The 14,051-nt window shown below is 52.4% G+C and carries 13 protein-coding genes and 1 pseudogene; 8 read left to right on the forward strand and 6 right to left on the reverse strand.

Annotated features, from left to right (window positions below; genetic code table 11):
• The first annotated feature begins 13 nt into the window (after positions 1–13).
• The 5 genes from ACKXGA_RS14060 to ACKXGA_RS14080 all read left to right on the forward strand — a co-directional run bounded on the left by ACKXGA_RS14060 (position 14) and on the right by ACKXGA_RS14080 (position 8,311).
• The gene (locus ACKXGA_RS14060) at positions 14–1,078 is read left to right on the forward strand and encodes an FUSC family protein (RefSeq protein ID WP_349935899.1); all 1,065 of its coding nucleotides are present in this window, start codon (positions 14–16) and stop codon (positions 1,076–1,078) included.
• Positions 1,068–1,499, forward strand: coding sequence for a hypothetical protein (locus ACKXGA_RS14065; protein ID WP_349935900.1), 432 nt, complete (start codon positions 1,068–1,070; stop codon positions 1,497–1,499). Before ACKXGA_RS14060 ends, ACKXGA_RS14065 begins: the two co-directional genes overlap by 11 nt.
• 186 nt (positions 1,500–1,685) lie before the next feature.
• Positions 1,686–2,021: a hypothetical protein gene (locus tag ACKXGA_RS14070; protein ID WP_055189757.1), complete on the forward strand. Its 336-nt coding sequence runs from the start codon at positions 1,686–1,688 to the stop codon at positions 2,019–2,021.
• A gap of 25 nt (positions 2,022–2,046) precedes the next feature.
• On the forward strand, positions 2,047–4,512 hold the full coding sequence (locus ACKXGA_RS14075) for an efflux RND transporter permease subunit (protein ID WP_055189758.1): 2,466 nt from the start codon (positions 2,047–2,049) through the stop codon (positions 4,510–4,512).
• Complete coding sequence (locus ACKXGA_RS14080; protein WP_423729735.1) at positions 4,484–8,311, forward strand: GLUG motif-containing protein; 3,828 nt, start codon at positions 4,484–4,486, stop codon at positions 8,309–8,311. The genes ACKXGA_RS14075 and ACKXGA_RS14080 overlap by 29 nt, the downstream gene beginning before the upstream one ends.
• Before the next feature lie 99 nt (positions 8,312–8,410).
• On the opposite strand, the gene ACKXGA_RS14085 is transcribed toward ACKXGA_RS14080, so the two are convergent.
• The gene (locus ACKXGA_RS14085) at positions 8,411–9,364 is read right to left on the reverse strand and encodes an MATE family efflux transporter (RefSeq protein WP_418520828.1); all 954 of its coding nucleotides are present in this window, start codon (positions 9,362–9,364) and stop codon (positions 8,411–8,413) included.
• 154 nt (positions 9,365–9,518) lie between these two features.
• Here ACKXGA_RS14085 and ACKXGA_RS14090 point away from each other — a divergent pair.
• Positions 9,519–10,052: pseudogene (locus tag ACKXGA_RS14090) on the forward strand (BRO-N domain-containing protein); the annotation flags it as partial.
• Positions 10,053–10,209: 157 nt separating this feature from the next.
• Positions 10,210–10,620 (forward strand): hypothetical protein, encoded by a 411-nt coding sequence (locus ACKXGA_RS14095; RefSeq protein WP_242700168.1) that lies wholly within the window; start codon positions 10,210–10,212, stop codon positions 10,618–10,620.
• A gap of 86 nt (positions 10,621–10,706) precedes the next feature.
• Here ACKXGA_RS14095 and ACKXGA_RS14100 read toward each other — a convergent pair whose 3' ends face one another.
• Both ACKXGA_RS14100 and ACKXGA_RS14105 read right to left on the reverse strand, forming a co-directional pair.
• Positions 10,707–10,889: a DUF6061 family protein gene (locus ACKXGA_RS14100; protein ID WP_242889553.1), complete on the reverse strand. Its 183-nt coding sequence runs from the start codon at positions 10,887–10,889 to the stop codon at positions 10,707–10,709.
• A 265-nt stretch (positions 10,890–11,154) separates the two neighbouring features.
• Positions 11,155–11,319 (reverse strand): hypothetical protein, encoded by a 165-nt coding sequence (locus tag ACKXGA_RS14105; protein WP_170126654.1) that lies wholly within the window; start codon positions 11,317–11,319, stop codon positions 11,155–11,157.
• A 318-nt stretch (positions 11,320–11,637) separates the two neighbouring features.
• Here ACKXGA_RS14105 and ACKXGA_RS14110 point away from each other — a divergent pair, with 318 nt between their 5' ends.
• Positions 11,638–11,832 carry a DUF3873 family protein gene (locus tag ACKXGA_RS14110; protein WP_005924624.1) on the forward strand — a complete coding sequence of 65 codons (195 nt, stop codon included), beginning with the start codon at positions 11,638–11,640 and terminating at the stop codon, positions 11,830–11,832.
• A 56-nt stretch (positions 11,833–11,888) separates the two neighbouring features.
• Here the strand turns inward: ACKXGA_RS14110 and ACKXGA_RS14115 are convergent, their stop codons facing one another.
• The 3 genes from ACKXGA_RS14115 to ACKXGA_RS14125 form a co-directional block, all read right to left on the reverse strand.
• A complete protein-coding gene (locus ACKXGA_RS14115) occupies positions 11,889–13,271 on the reverse strand; it encodes a relaxase/mobilization nuclease domain-containing protein (protein WP_423729736.1) in 1,383 nt (460 codons plus the stop codon).
• A gap of 62 nt (positions 13,272–13,333) precedes the next feature.
• A complete protein-coding gene (locus tag ACKXGA_RS14120) occupies positions 13,334–13,612 on the reverse strand; it encodes a hypothetical protein (RefSeq protein ID WP_423729737.1) in 279 nt (92 codons plus the stop codon).
• 108 nt (positions 13,613–13,720) lie between these two features.
• Positions 13,721–14,050: a plasmid mobilization protein gene (locus tag ACKXGA_RS14125; RefSeq protein ID WP_349175775.1), complete on the reverse strand. Its 330-nt coding sequence runs from the start codon at positions 14,048–14,050 to the stop codon at positions 13,721–13,723.
• Position 14,051 lies beyond the last annotated feature (1 nt).

Genomic DNA, 14,051 nt, shown 5'->3' on the forward strand with positions numbered 1-14,051 from the left:
TGGGAGAATTTATATGACATTTTATCAGGAGTTGCAGTTAAATCAGGCAGGTTCTAAAAACCTGTTGAAAAAGAGTGAAACACTAAAAGAAAAACTATATCATATGTGGGTATATCTGGTGAAGATAGCTGCTACAATGGCATTTTGTTTTTTCTTTGTTAGTATTTTCAGCATCCTATTTGGAAATGAGAACAGCATTGTAGGTGTAGTAGTCTTATTATGTCTCATGGTGTTTAGGAATGCGGATCTGGGGATCCACACCGGACAATCTACGATGCTTTTGGCTTTGTTCTTTGTAATTATGACTGTATGTCCGCATTTAGCAAATCAGTTTTCACCGGTATTGGGAATGCTGTTAAATATTGCGGCACTGGCTGTGTTGATTCTGTTCGGATGCCATAATCCATCCATGTTTAATCAATCTACATTGGTTCTTGGGTATCTGCTGCTATATGGTTATGATGTTACGGGAAAAAGCTATCAGATGCGATTAGTCGGAATGGTTTTAGGTGCAGCACTTACCTGTTTCGTATTTTATCGAAATCATAAAAACAGAACTTATAAAAGAAATCTGAAAGATCTGATACAAGAATTTGATATCACTTCTTCCAGAACAAAATGGCAGCTATGTCAGATTTTATGCGTACCGATTGTCCTTTGCATTGCAGAACTTTGTAATATGCCACGTGCAATGTGGGCTGGTATTGCGGCCATGTCCGTGATTTTGCCGTCTATGGAAGATATGCACTACAGAGTCCGTAAAAGGATTGTCGGAAATATTGCAGGTGTTATATGTTTTACAGTATTATATTTTCTGCTTCCTTCGTCAATCTATGCATATATAGGAATTCTTGGTGGAATCGGTGTAGGATTTTCAGCACAATATGGCTGGCAGGCAGTATTTAACACATTTGGTGCTTTAGCCATTGCTGCAAAGACATATGGACTACAAGGAGCGGTTAGTCTTAGAGTGAGTCAAAATGTTTTTGGTGTTGTGTTTGCTTTAGCATTTTGTGTTATATTTTATTGGTTTATGCCTAAAAAAAAGGAAAGTGAGGTGACCGTACATGCAGAGTGAAGTGAATCAGGAAGAAAATTTGAATACCACTGATTTTGACGAGCACTTCGCTAAAATTTCGTCCTATATTGTAGATACATTGCACGGCGTTCCACTTGAGATGACCGAGGATGAAAAAGAACAATTTCGCATACAGGTTATTTCAAATCAGTATGCAGAACGGTTGCTAAGTGAAGCCGAAAAGACAGAAACGTATAGAGGTTTATCAAAAATTGATATTCTCCATACAGTTTCTATCCCTCAACTGGCTAGAACAATCCCACTTAAAGGTTTGAATCTCAGTTTAGAAAAATACAGAATGCCGGATGGTGTAATAATAGAGGTTGAGAGTTCGTCACATTATCTGGGGTCATTTAGTGTGAAAAATGATTCTTCCACAAATTGGATAGAAAAGATCATGGAGGGTGTCGGTATTCACTAGATGGATTCTCAAGAAGCATATGCACGAAAGTTCTGCACGCGATAAGTATCTTGCCATTATGAAGCCCTACCTTCTGATGTGGCACAGTAGCAGTTGAAAACGGCTCATGTTACCTATTGCAATTCTGACTATTTGGAAATATACTTGTAAGTATCAAATTATTTCACTTTATGGGAGGAAATTATTATGGCAAGACCCAAGGGAAGCAAGAATAAGACCCGTATTGTAAATGCCAACGTTGATTATGCAGCCGTCGTTGCAGAAAAGACCGCCGAAAAGGAAAAAATCGAATCTGAGGTTGCTGCGCTGACTGCAAATCTCGATGATCTGAAGACGCAGCTGAAAGCCAAGAAAGCAGAATTGAAAGCCGCCACCAAGGAACTTACTAAAGCCGAAAACAAAAAAGCTGCCGCCGAAGCAAAGGCAATGGAAGAAGCAAAGAAAGGCGAAGCAGAAGATGTGCTGAAGAAGCTGCTGGCCAGCGGTATGACGGCTGAGGAAATCCTTGCAAAACTCCAGTAATGCAATGCCGAGAGGAGGGAACACGATGACCGAGCAGGAACAGCCCAAAAACGATTTTATGCACAAGCTCGCGCTGCAAATTGTTGAGCGGCGCAACCTTGTGTTCCTCATCGTCATTCTGGGGACCATCTTCACCATCTTCTCCCGCAGCTGGGTCAAGGTGGAAAGCGACCTGACCACCTATCTGCCCAAGACCAGCGAGACCCGCATGGGCCTGGACATTATGGAAAAAGAGTTTACCACCTACGGTTCTGCCGATGTCATGGTGGCAAACATCACGCCGGACGAGGCAGACCAGCTGAACGACGAGCTGGCGGGCCTCAGGGGCATCCAGATGATCGAGTACGATGATACCACCGCCCATTATAATAATGTATCGGCGCTGTACTCCATCACATTCGATTACCCCGAGGACGACGACCAGTGCCTGGAAACGCTGGAAAGCGTCAAGGAGTACCTGAAAGACTACGATATCTACGTTTCCACCTCGCTGGGCAATACGCAGGAGGAGACGATTGAGCGTGAAGTCAATGTCATCATGGTGTATGTTGCCATCATCATTGTGGTGGTGCTGATCTTCACCTCCCAGACCTATGCGGAAGTTCCCGTGCTGCTGCTCACTTTCGTGGTGGGCATGATCCTCAACATGGGCACCAACTTCCTGCTGGGCACCATCTCGTTCGTTTCCAACTCGGTCACGAACATTCTGCAACTGGCCCTTTCGCTGGACTACGCCATCATCTTCTGCAACCATTTTAAAGAAGAACACGAGACCCTGCCCTTGAAAGAGGCGGTCATCGAGTCGCTGGCCAAGAGTATCCCGGAGATCAGTTCCAGCTCCCTGACCACCATCGGCGGTCTGGTGGCCATGCTGTTCATGCAGTTCAAGATCGGCCCGGATATGGCCATCTGCCTCATCAAGGCCATCCTGTTCTCCATGCTGTCGGTCTTCGTGGTCATGCCCGGCCTGCTGATGCTGTTTGGCCCTTACATGAGCAAGACCAAGCACCGCAACTTTGTGCCCAAGATCTCGTTCGTGGGCCGCTATGCTTACAAAACCCGCAAGATCGTTCCCATCGTCTTTGCAGTGGTGCTGGTGTTTGCCTACCATTTCCAGACACAGTGCCCCTACGCCTATGGCTACGGCCCGATCAAGACGCCAGTGTTGAATGAGACGCAGATCGCCGATAACATGATCGACGAAAACTTTACCAAGTCCAACCTGGTGGCTCTCGTCGTACCAAAGAACGACGATTACCGGGTGGAAGCAGCCATGATCAAAGAACTGGAAAGCCACGATGAGGTGGACCACACCCGCGGCCTTTCCAACATTGAGGCCATGGACGGCTACATGCTGGAAGACCGGCTCACTTCCCGCCAGTTCTCTGAGATGGCGGGCCTGGATTACGAGCTGGCCCAAGTGGTCTACACAGGCTACGCGTTGGAAAATGATGAGTACGGCCAGGTCATTGGCAACTTCTCCAACTACAGTGTGCCGCTCATTGATATGTTCCTCTACGTCTGTGACGAGGTCGATTCCGGCATTGTCAGCCTGGACCAGGATCAGATCAACGACCTGCATGATGCCCAGACCCAGATGCTGAGCGCAAAGGCCCAGCTGCAGGGTGCGGATTACAACCGTATTCTGGTCTACCTGAACCCCAGCCTCCAGAGCGGGGATGAAATGTATGAGTTCACGGACCAGATGCGCACCATCGCCCGGAAGTATTACCCGGACGGCGACATCTATCTGGCGGGCGACGCCACCAACGAGTACGACTTCCAGAAGTCGTTTGCCATCGACAACATCGTGGTCAGCGTGGTCTCCGTGCTGATCGTGCTGATCGTCCTGCTGTTCACGTTCCAGTCGGTGGCAATGCCCATCCTACTGATCCTCGTCATCGAGGGCGCGATCTGGGTCAACTTCTCCGTCCCCGCTTTTATCCACACGCCGCTGTACTTCATGGGCTACCTGATCGTCAGCTCCATCCAGATGGGTGCAAACATCGATTACGCCATCGTTATTGCAACCCGCTACAACGAGCTGCGGGATAAGATGGACCATAAGACAGCCATGATCGAGACGCTGAACTTTGCGTTCCCCACCATCCTCACTTCCGGCACCATCATGACGGTGGCCGGTACCCTTATCGGTCAGATGACGTCCGATGCCTGCATCGTGGGCATCGGCCAGTGCCTGGGCCGCGGTACCATCATCTCCATCTTCCTGGTGCTGTTCGTCCTGCCGCAGATCCTGCTGGTGGGTGGCAAGCTGGTGGATAAAACTTCGTTCTCCATGCATCATGTGGTGCTGCACACCAACACGGCCAGCGGCCGGGTGCGTGTCAATGGCATGGTGCAGGGCGAGGTGAACGGCTCCGTGGCCGGTACCATGAACGCCGTTGTGGATGGAAACGTACATCTTACCGTTCTTTCTGGTAAAATCTCACAGGAGGTGCAGGATGAAAACGACTCCCATGCGGACGAATGAGTCTGCGGCGGGCAGCACCCGGCTGCTGCACCGCCTGACCGCTGCGCTGCTGGCACTGGTGCTGGCGGCTTCGGCGGCGCTGCCGGTATTTGCGGCCGACACCGCGCCGACGGATACCATTTACATCAACAGTGTTTCGGACCTGCTGGCCTTTGCCGACAAATGCGGCTTTGATCAGTGGTCCAAAGGCAAGACCGTGATCCTGCAGGAAGACCTCTCGCTGGAGGATACGGAGTGGGCCCCCGTTGCGTCGTTCAGCGGCGCGTTCAAGGGCAACGGCCACACCATCTCGGATGTCAGCCTCGTGGGGGCTTATTCTCCAGCCGGCTTCTTCGGCATCCTGGAAGAGGGCGGTTCCATTCAGGACCTTACCATCAAGGGTGTGGTCAATCCCGCTGGTACCCAGAAGACCGCAGGCGGTCTGGTGGGCACCAACTACGGCACCATCATCAACTGCACGTTCTCCGGTGCTGTCCACGGCGAGGAGGAGGCGGGCGGTCTGGTGGGCCGCAATGAGACGAGCGGAACCATCGACCACAGCACTTCCCGTGCCATGGTCAGCGGTGCGTATGCCACCGGCGGCATCGTGGGCTACAACCTCGGTGTCATCACCGGCTGCACCAATGTGGGCGCCGTCAACTCCGAGTATCAGGAGTCCGCCCTCGATATGGAGGGCCTCCCGGCCACCCTGCTGGAGCTGGTCAAGAAGGATATGGGCGATGACCTGAGCAATAACATCTCCAATGTCTCCTCGGATACCGGCGGCATTGCAGGCCGCTCCTCCGGCCTGATCCTCAGCAGTGCCAACGCGGGCGACGTGGGCTATGCCCATGTAGGCTATAACGTGGGCGGCATCGTGGGCCGGACCGATGGCCTGATCTCCGGCTGTGTCAACCAGGGCCTGGTACAGGGCCGCAAGGACGTGGGCGGCATTGCCGGCCAGGCAGAGCCCTATGTGGAGCTGGACCTGGACCAGAGCACCATCAACCGTCTGCGCACCGAGCTGGACACGCTGCACACCATGGTCAACGGCGCGGCCGATGACATGGACGGCAGCACCAGCCTCCTCAATACCGACCTCAACACCCTGAACTCTCAGATGGACACTGCCGTGCAGGCAGCCCGCCGTCTGCAGGAGCAGGGAGGCGATTACTTTGACGAAGTGGCGGACGAGGTGGACCGCACGGGAGACCTCATCTCCGATACATTTACCCGGCTGGAGCCCGTGATGGACACGGGTGTCGACGCACTGGATAAGATGACCACCGCCGTGGGCCAGCTCAAGTGGGTCACCGCGGAGATGGCGGCCGAGATGCTGACCGCCTCCACGGCACTGGCCAAGGCTTCTTCCGGCGCGCACAAGGCCAGCGACGCGCTGGATTCCAGCAAGCAGGGTCTGGAGCAGATCAGCAAGGGCCTGGACGACCTGATCGCCTCGCTGCCGGGCAAGGATGACAGCGGCCTGAGCAGCGCCATCAGCACCATTCTGGGCGGCTATTCCAGCGTGTCCGGTGACGCGGTGGACGATCACATCAAAACAGCCATCTCCCTGCTGCAGGTGGCGAATTCCGCCATGAGCATCCTCTCGTTGGGCTCCGGCATGAGCGGCCAGATGAAGCTGCTGACCACCGGCCTGGGTCTGCTGCGGAGCGCCACGCTGCTGGCCGATGACGGCCAGCTGGCTTCCGCCGGCAAGCAGGTCACCCGCGCCGTGGGCAATATGGCAGGCCTGGCCACGCAGATCGGCGCGCTGCTGGGCAACACCGCCAACCTCGTTTCGGAGCAGGGCAATCCCCAGATGGCTTCTGCCCTTACCAGCATGTCCGGCGCGCTTGGCAATGTGGGCGACCAGCTGGGCAATCTGGAAGATATTCTGGATAAGCTGGGCTTCAACACCGGCAACATCAGTTCCGGCAATGCCTCCATTCAGGCGGGTCTGGATTCCCTGAGCGATGCCGCACAGGATCTGGGCAAGGCTGCGGATGATTTTGACAAGTCTCTGGATATCCTCAAGACGGATTCCGCCCTCACCAGCGCAACGCTGGGCCACATGTCCGCCAGCCTCGGCATCATGGCGGAGGGCATGAGCGGCCTGACCAGCATGACCAGCCAGGCGGCGGATATCGTCCACTGGCTGGCGGAGCAGGATCCCATCCATGTGCCGCGCCCCTCTTCCGAGATGACCGCGACCAAGGATGAACTGTTTGACGCTGTGACGAACATGACCGACCAGATGAGCACCCTCAACCGGGATATGCTCTCGGCCAGCAACACCCTCACCAGCAACCTCCGCTCCATCAACGACCAGATCAATGTGGTCTCCAACCTGCTGCTGGATGCTGTGGAAGAGATCAGCGACCCCGGCAGCAAGAACATCTTTGAAGATGAGTCCGAGAACCTGACGGCTCAGAACGAGGGCAAGATCGAGGGCTGCACCAACCGCGGCACCGTGGAAGCCGACATGAATGTGGGCGGCATCGCGGGTACCATGGCGGTGGAAAACACCCTTGACCCCGAAGACGACGATAAGGATGAGAACCGTTCGCTCCTGCGCACCGAGTACACCATCAGCGCGGTGGTGATGAACTGTGTCAACGAGGGCACCGTTACCTCCAAGAAAAAGGCGGCAGGCGGCATCTGCGGCGAGATGGATCTGGGCTACATCACGGGCTGCGAAGCTTACGGCAAAGTGGATGGCAACAACAAGGTGGGCGGCATTGCAGGCCATTCCTCCGCAAAGCTGATCTCCAACTGGGCCAAGTGTGAGCTGACTGGCAGCAAGTACATTGGCGGCATCGTGGGCCAGGGCGCGGACAGTGTCCTGACCGGCAACAGCTGCATCATCAAGGATAACCGCGCCATGGTGGAGATCCATGAGCCGGACGATGACGGGGATGACTCCGAAGTGGCCCTCTCCACGAGCAGCAGCAACACCGACGGTCAGTATTGGGGCGCCATTTCCGGCGGCCAGGATGGTACGTTCACGGGGAACCTGTTTGTCTCCGATACCCTGCGCGGCGTTGACCGCATCAGCCGTGCCGGTCAGGCAGAGCCCATTGATTACGATACCATGCGGGCACTGGAGGGCGCGCCCAAGGGCTTCCAGAAGCTGACGCTGACCTTTATGGCCGACGGCCACATCGTGGACCAGCGCACCTTTACTTACGGTGCATCGTTTACCGAGGCGGATTACCCCGAACTGCCCCAGAAAGACGGTTACCTTGCCGAGTGGAACACCCCGGTGCTGGATGACCTCCATCTGGACACCGTGGTCACGGCGCTGTACACCTCTTACACCCCGGCACTGAAGAGCATTGATGTCCGCATCAACGGCCGTCCGATCTTCTATGTGGATGGCCTGTTTGGCGGCTCCAATGCCCTGAGCGTTACCTCCCAGACGCCGTCCGGCGTGGCCAATGCCACCGAGCAGTGGCTGCTGGACTTCTCGGACGACGGGCAGGAGACCCACACCATCCGCTATCTGCCGCAGGGCAAGCAGGGCAGCGTCTATGTCCAGCAGGATGGCAAATGGATCAAAGTGCCTACCGATACCTTTGGCAGCTACATCACCTTTACGGCTGCCGGGACCGAGATCGTCATGGCCTTTGTGCCCAAGGGCATCCCGCTCTGGGAGCTCTGCGGCGGCACGGTAGCCGCGCTGCTGGTGGCAGCATTCCTCGCACGGAAGCTGATCCACAAGCGTAAGGCCCGTAAGGCCAAAAAGAACGCTGCCCCCGTGGAGGAACTGGATACGCCGATTGAATCGGACGACCAGAGCACCGAGCAGCACACCAAATAAAAACCAGCCCTTGGGCTGAAACGGAAAAGGCTCCGGGCTTGCCTCCCTGTGAAAGGGGAGTGCAGGCCCGGAGCCTTTTTTGCGTATACGGAAAACGTGTCAGACGCTCTTTTTGTAGACGATAAGGGAAACGATGGCGGAGAGCACTTCCGTGGCCCAGAACGCGTTCCAGACGCCCACAGGGCCAAACTGTCGGCAGAGCACCCAGGCCAGCGGCATGATGAAGACGATGTAGCGGCACAGGGAGATCACCAACGACTGCGTGCCCTTGCCCAGACCCTCCAGCGCGCCGGAAGAGGTGGTGGAGATGGCGGAGACCACAAAGCCCAGGCAGATGATCCGCAGAGCAACTTTTCCGGCTTCCACCGTCTCCGGGGTAGAGGTAAAGAGCCGCATGAGAGGCTCCGAGGCCACCAGACAGCCAAGGGTGCCCGCTGCCATGATGGCGGCGCTCAGGATGAGGGTAATCTGGTAGAGCCGGCGTACCCGTTTGTGCTCCCCGGCACCGTAGTTGTAGCTGATGAGGGGACGCATTCCCTGCACGATGCCGTTGGCGGGCAGGTAGAGGAATGTCTGTAGTTTGTAGTAGATGCCCAGCACCACCACATAGCTGCCTGAGAACGCGGCCAGCAGGCTGTTGAGGAACGTGACCAGCAGAGAGGGAAGCGCCAGGTTGAGGATGGCCGGGATGCCGATGGAGTAGAGCCGGGTGTCCAGCTCTTTGTCCAGCTTCAGGCAGGCGCGGCGCAGCCGGACGGGCAGCTCCGTGGAAGCATACACCACGAGGTAGATACCAGTGCTCAGTGCCTGGCCGATACCGGTGGCCAGCGCCGCGCCTGCAATGCCCATGGCAGGGAACGGCCCGATGCCAAAGATGAGCAGCGGGTCCAGGATAATGTTGCCCACACAGCCCACGATGAGGGCTACCATGGTCACTTTCATCCGGCCCACGGACTGGAAGATCTTCTCAAAAGCCAGGGAGGCCATGTTGACCGTGGCAAAGCCAAACACGATGTAGGAATATGACATCATCAAGCAGAATGTGGACGGCATCCTACGGACAACACCGGGAAAGGAGCAGATGCAGGAACGGTAAATCTGCACAAAATATTGTTCGGATTTTTGAATCCCAAACGCTTAGACCGGGTGGCGTTTCCGCCCGAAATCATGTAAAATAGACTTAGACAACGAAAGCGAGGAACCCTCTATGGCAGAAGTGAACGATAACAGCTCTATCCAGCTTTTTGAAGATCAGAAAATCCGTACTGCATGGGATGCAGAAAAGGAAGAATGGTATTTTTCTATTGTGGATGTGGTTGCGGTTTTAACCGAGCAAAAGGATAGTCGAAGTGCTGCTAAATATTGGAGCGTTCTGAAAGTTAGACTGAAAAACGAAGGCAGTGAACTGACTACAAATTGTAGTCAGTTGAAAATGAAGGCAGCAGATGGCAAACGTCGTCTTACGGATGTTGCCAATACGGAGCAGCTTTTACGTATCATTCAGTCGATTCCTTCCAAAAAGGCTGAGCCGTTCAAGGCATGGCTGGCAATGGTAGGCAAGGAACGCATCGAGGAAACCATCGACCCGGAGCAGGCCATCGACCGCGCGCTTGATACCTATTTGAAGAAAGGCTACTCCGAAGAATGGATTCATCAGCGGCTTTTGGCAATCCGCATCCGAAATGAGCTGACGGATGAATGGAAGAAGCGCGGAGTGCAAAAGGGTAAGGAGTACGCTATTCAATAAATGTTACCAATTATAGAGTTGCAGAAGATGACGAACTCGGATTGGAAGGCAAGATGCCAACTGTCGAAATAGTATCGAAGTAAGCAGCCAAGCTGTTTTATAATGAAACACAAAGATGTTGGTACACATTGGAATAGGATTCAAAAGCCGTATGAAGAACACAGCATCAAAAAAGAAAACTTGTCTCGGATTTTTGCTGATCGTATTTTTAGCATATGTGGTGTGCTATCTTCTTTCTCAAACAGTGTTTCATGAAGTCTACTTGTTTGAATGGACAGCAGCCCATTATTATTTGTGTTTATGGGTTGCATCTGTTGCTTTCTGTTTTCTGGAAATGTATAGAGCAGCTCTTATCACAACAGCTGGAAACTGGACAGGAATTTTGATCGGACAAGTGTTGGGCGATTTTATTATCAAAATAAACGCCACAAAAATCACGCCGGATATGTATATAGGAAAAGTATGGCAGCTCAAGGCACACTACGGAGTTTTGATTTGGCTACTCGTTTTCCTACTTTCGTTTATTATCGGAATGATTGTTGAAAAGAAAAATCATTGTTAAAATGCGTAGTTAATAATAGACAGCCCTCTATTTGCAAGTCGCAAGTAGATGGCTGTTTTGTCTGCTTTGGATATTTTAATTAAAGGTTAGTCTTCCATTCTACCGTGGTCACAACCAAGTGAGAGATAGTGCTCAATCTCACCAATCAGCACAAGCTGGGCGTACTCCAAAGGATTATTATACAGCAGCGCGTCCAGTTTTGCCCGCTGTGTGGGGCATGGCAGTACTTGCTCATCAAAGATCAACGCGGTCGTCCACTGTATTTCAATACAGAAGCAGACGACCGCATTGACTTTTTTACGAGATGAGGTCTCTTTTTTCTCTCTTAAGTCACCTAACCGCACTACCTTGCATCACAGGCATTGACGATGATATCCACGTCGGAGCGGTTCATCAGGTCTTTCAGGATGCCAAACTGCTTTTTGGTACCAGCAGACACCAGATTTTCATTATCTATCTTTTTGTATTAAGGTCTACAGCAATCTAATCCCACATTAAAACGAGAAAATGCTTAATTGTTCTCCTCAAAGTTCTCTATCTGTTCCATGACCTTTTTGAGAACTTCGGGGCTGTACTGCGGGGGATATCACGCTTTTCAAAGAACGAGCCGGAGTTGCGCGCAGCGCGCAGATAATCCCGGCAGTTAAACAAAATCTGATCAAGGTTGAGAGCTTTTTCTTCAGCCTTCGTCTTTGCCATGGCTTTTTTCTCCAATCTGAAAATTACAAATTGCGGACAAAAAGGACGCATTGTTGTGGCAAGCAGTGCATTCGTGCGCACAAATGAAAATTTTGCGTTGCAAAATGCTTGTTGGGAAATCCCAAACCCTTTCTGATCTGCACCGTTCCGGTGCAGGCTGCGCGTTCTTTCCGAACGTTATTGAATGTGTCAATGCACACTCTCTCCGAAAATCCGGGGCGCTTTTTGGTGCAAGCGTCAATGGCATAATTCCTAAGTTCATGATAGAATAGGTGCGTTGTGTGCCTGACACATGAAAACGGAAAGGACGATGCAGAAATGGAGCAGCTTTATCTGATGCCCGGTGAGGAACGCTACACAAAGTTTCGGGATGAGAACGGTGTGCCCAAAATCCGTTACACCTACTGCTCCCTGCACGGCAAGCTGTTCAATTGCGTGTGCCGCTCAACAGATGAAGCCCAACGGCTGTGTGAAGATTGGCTCGTAACGCAGGATCGCTGCTACATAAACTAAAAAAGTCGCCGAGGATTCCGCCCCATGAAAGGGTTAGAATCCTCGGCGACTTTCGTTTATCGGGTCTGCTGCTTTTCCTGTGCGTCTTTTTCTTCTGCGAAGAACAATTCAATATTTTTCTGTGCCTTTACCAACTCCTGCATTTCTTCTCGTGCCTTGCGATAGTCCGGGTAGCGTACTTTCTTTTCTGTCAGCAGCTTGGAATATTCCGCATCCAACTCCTTGACCTTGGGGAGTTTTTTCAAGTTGGCTTCATCAAACGCCGCTTTCGCTGCCTTGTGCAACGTGATCTCCGTGCGGTGCGTTTCCAGAAAGCGCTTGCTGTATCCGGTCTTACGGTAGGCATCATAGACCGGTCGCGTTTTGGCGTAGTTGGTGATATGCGCTTTCAGCACCGCAATTTCTGCCAGCCGATTTTCAGAGGCTTTAATGGAATCTCCCAGCTGGTGATATTTTTCTGTTGCCGCCGCTGCGCGTTCATTCAGTTCATCTGTGCTGCCAATTTTGTGCTCCTGCAAGAAAATCAGCGTCTTGGACATTTCTTTCAGATTATATTTTTTCGCCCATCGTGCATAGCCTTCGCTTTTGCCCTCGGAGAGCTTTGCCTGAATGTTAACCAGCAATTGGAACGGTTGCTCTTGGGGCGGCTGCTTCTGGTGGGGATGGTGTTCTGCTTTTCCTGCAATCACTGCTTTCAGTTCGTCCTCGCTATAGCCTGCGCCCAGCGTTTTGAATCGGATGAACCGTTTTTGTCGTGCGCCCTTGACGGAAGTGTATTTTCCGCGCTTGACCTCATAACCCTGTTGTTCCAGTTTTTGCAGAAAATCTTCGTAATCCTTGGGCTTTTCTGTAAGGATGCTGTCGATGATGCCACACAGCCTATCACGATTGCTTTCTTTGGGTGGATAGAGGGTACGTTTCTGCCGTTCCCGGTAGGGCTTTATTTCAATAACAGAGAGCTGATGCTCCAGACAAATCAAGTCGCTCAACCGCTGCACTGCCAACGCCGAAAAGAAAAAATCCCGGAACTTTCTGGTGCCATCCAACGCTGTGGAGTTGAAGATCACATGGTTATGGATGTGGTGACGGTCTGTGTGCGTTGCAACAATAAAGGCATGTTTTCCTTTTGTGAACCGCATCGCCAGTTCATAGCCTACATTGTTGGCTTCTTCGGCGGTGATCTCGCCGGGTTTGAATGACTGCCGAATCTGGTAGGCGATGATGTCGCTTTTCTGACTGCGCCCGGTAGAAAGTTCATACTGCCGCTTGGAAAGCATAAATTCTTCATCGACTGTCAGAGGGCTACACTCGTAGCAGCTTACCAGTTCACCTTGTTCGGTCTTATCTGGATTCTGCACATAGTCTGTGCGGCTTTTCAGACAAGCTGCAACCGACTTGCCCTTGTTTTTGTGCAACGCGATCAGCCGTGTCGCGGCCATCCTGAATCACCCCCATAAAAGAAAAATGCCGCCCGAAGGCGGCAAACGATTAAAACTATTTCTTACAGTTCGGCAAGCCACTCACTGAAACGTCCAATGCCCTCGGTGATGGCAGTTGCACCGAAAAAGAGGATGAAGCAGATGAACTCGGCCACCAGCAGGATAAGAAACTGATCCCAAGTCTGGCGGTAGGCGGTGTAGATGCCGCAGCCGAAGATGTAGAGCATCAGCGGAGCGACCACATAACTGGACAACGTGAGCAGCCATTTTGCCATCATAGCCAGAAACGCCACAAAGAGAGAAACCGGGAAAAGAACAATTTTCTTCAGCATAGACATCATATCAAGCACATCCTTCCTGTTCGCCCATATTATAAAGGTATCGACTACCGCGTTGCAAGGATGTCAAGCGTTATATGTACACCCGCAGCCCTCCAACTGCGGGAATTTTTATAGTTCTGCCAGCTTGGAAAGAATCTGTTTGCCGATATCAATCAGTTCACCCAGCCGGGTGCGCAGATCAGCAAGGTCGGCAGAGTAGATCTTGCCGTTTTCGTTAGCGCGTTTGGCGACCTGATTCAGATTGTTACTGCAATTCTGAAGCAGATAAGCCATTCGGCGCAGCTGTGGAAGGTCGAGGTTCAGGCAGTAGCCATCCAGTGCCATTTTGCGGATATAGGCACTCAGACTGTGGATGCCCATTCCATACATCTTATCTAAAATGCGGTTTCGTTCTTCATCGGTCACACGAATAAATAGACGGTGTTCCCGCTTTTTCACA

It is taken from the genome of Faecalibacterium hominis (ex Afrizal et al. 2022) (assembly GCF_049545105.1).
GTDB classification, from domain to species: domain Bacteria; phylum Bacillota; class Clostridia; order Oscillospirales; family Ruminococcaceae; genus Faecalibacterium; species Faecalibacterium duncaniae.

Bases quoted from the DNA above. Each gene is read 5' to 3' on its own strand.
- ACKXGA_RS14095 (WP_242700168.1), top strand. From the start codon at position 10,210: ATGAAGAACACAGCATCAAAAAAGAAAACTTGTCTCGGATTTTTGCTG.
- ACKXGA_RS14080 (WP_423729735.1), top strand. From the start codon at position 4,484: ATGAAAACGACTCCCATGCGGACGAATGAGTCTGCGGCGGGCAGCACC.
- ACKXGA_RS14065 (WP_349935900.1), top strand. From the start codon at position 1,068: ATGCAGAGTGAAGTGAATCAGGAAGAAAATTTGAATACCACTGATTTT.
- ACKXGA_RS14110 (WP_005924624.1), top strand. From the start codon at position 11,638: ATGGAGCAGCTTTATCTGATGCCCGGTGAGGAACGCTACACAAAGTTT.
- ACKXGA_RS14070 (WP_055189757.1), top strand. From the start codon at position 1,686: ATGGCAAGACCCAAGGGAAGCAAGAATAAGACCCGTATTGTAAATGCC.
- ACKXGA_RS14075 (WP_055189758.1), top strand. From the start codon at position 2,047: ATGACCGAGCAGGAACAGCCCAAAAACGATTTTATGCACAAGCTCGCG.
- ACKXGA_RS14120 (WP_423729737.1), bottom strand. From the start codon at position 13,612: ATGATGTCTATGCTGAAGAAAATTGTTCTTTTCCCGGTTTCTCTCTTT.
- ACKXGA_RS14105 (WP_170126654.1), bottom strand. From the start codon at position 11,319: ATGGCAAAGACGAAGGCTGAAGAAAAAGCTCTCAACCTTGATCAGATT.
- ACKXGA_RS14085 (WP_418520828.1), bottom strand. From the start codon at position 9,364: ATGCCGTCCACATTCTGCTTGATGATGTCATATTCCTACATCGTGTTT.
- ACKXGA_RS14060 (WP_349935899.1), top strand. From the start codon at position 14: ATGACATTTTATCAGGAGTTGCAGTTAAATCAGGCAGGTTCTAAAAAC.
- ACKXGA_RS14115 (WP_423729736.1), bottom strand. From the start codon at position 13,271: ATGGCCGCGACACGGCTGATCGCGTTGCACAAAAACAAGGGCAAGTCG.